This window comes from Dietzia sp. HMSC21D01 (genome assembly GCF_001815995.1).
In the GTDB taxonomy this organism is placed as follows: Bacteria; Actinomycetota; Actinomycetes; order Mycobacteriales; family Mycobacteriaceae; genus Dietzia; species Dietzia cinnamea.
The window spans coordinates 1-896 of sequence record NZ_KV823733.1 but is presented as its reverse complement, the minus strand read 5'-3'; the positions used below and the strand labels follow the sequence as shown (position 1 = coordinate 896).

Annotated in this window: 2 protein-coding genes; both read right to left on the bottom strand. The window is 74.3% G+C overall.

Annotation, left to right across the window (positions count from 1 at the left end; all coding sequences use genetic code 11):
* A partial coding sequence (locus HMPREF3086_RS02860) for a nitroreductase family deazaflavin-dependent oxidoreductase (RefSeq protein ID WP_070720078.1) occupies positions 1-430 on the bottom strand: 430 nt, incomplete at its 3' end.
* 10 nt (positions 431-440) lie between these two features.
* On the bottom strand, positions 441-896 hold a 456-nt coding region (locus HMPREF3086_RS02855; RefSeq protein ID WP_210401826.1), incomplete at its 5' end, for a class I SAM-dependent methyltransferase.

Below are 896 nucleotides of genomic sequence, written 5' to 3'. Positions count from 1 at the left end.
GGGCGTAGATCTCGTAGTTCGGCCACACCCGCACCGCCGCGGCCCACGCCGACGCCCGCTCGTCGTCGGGCAGCTCGCGCCCGTCCACGACGAGCCGCGCGCCGTAGACCGAGATCTCGACCTCCCTCTCTCCGGCCGCGCGCAGATTGTGGACCCAGGCCGGGGTCATCTGACCGCCCCAGTTGGAGCCGACCACCACGAGGCCGTTGTTCCAGGAGGCACACAGCAGGGGCGTGCTGCGCGGCTCCCCGCTCCTGCGCCCGGGCACGTGGAGGGTGAGGGTGGGCAGCGCGGCCAGCCGGAGAAGCGGGACGCGACCCCGCGAGACCCGGCTCAGCCACCGGTCCAGCGTGACGACGAGGTGGGAGTTCTCGCGCGTCGCGTCCTGCCGACCGAACCAGATCGCGAGCGGGGTGAGGAGGTTTCCCATGCCGATGACCTTAGGTCGTGACCCGCCCGTCGCGGTGCGAGACCGCGCCCTCCGCGGTGGCCAGCACCTGCACCGACTCGGTCCATCCCGCGCGCAGCCCCGCCTCGAGCACTGCGAGGTGGAACGCCCACATCCGTCGGTAGACGGCGTCGAAGCCCAGTGCGGCGGCGTCCCTGCCGCGCTGCGCGAAGGTCTCGGACCAGAGGCGGACCGTCTCCGCGTGGTGGGCGGTCGTCTCGACCCGCCCTCGCAGTGTCAGCCTCGGCGCCCGCTCGATCGCGCCGACCAGCTCGGACCAGGCGACCGGGGGCCCCGCCTCGGAGACGTACCTCGACTCCCACGCCGCGAGCTCCACCACGGCGGGGGTCGGACGGCCCGGCGCGACAGTCGTGTGGACCACGAGCCGCCCGCCCGGACCGAGGAGCCGGTCGGCCACGCCGATCACCTCGTCGTGCCCGGCGCGGCC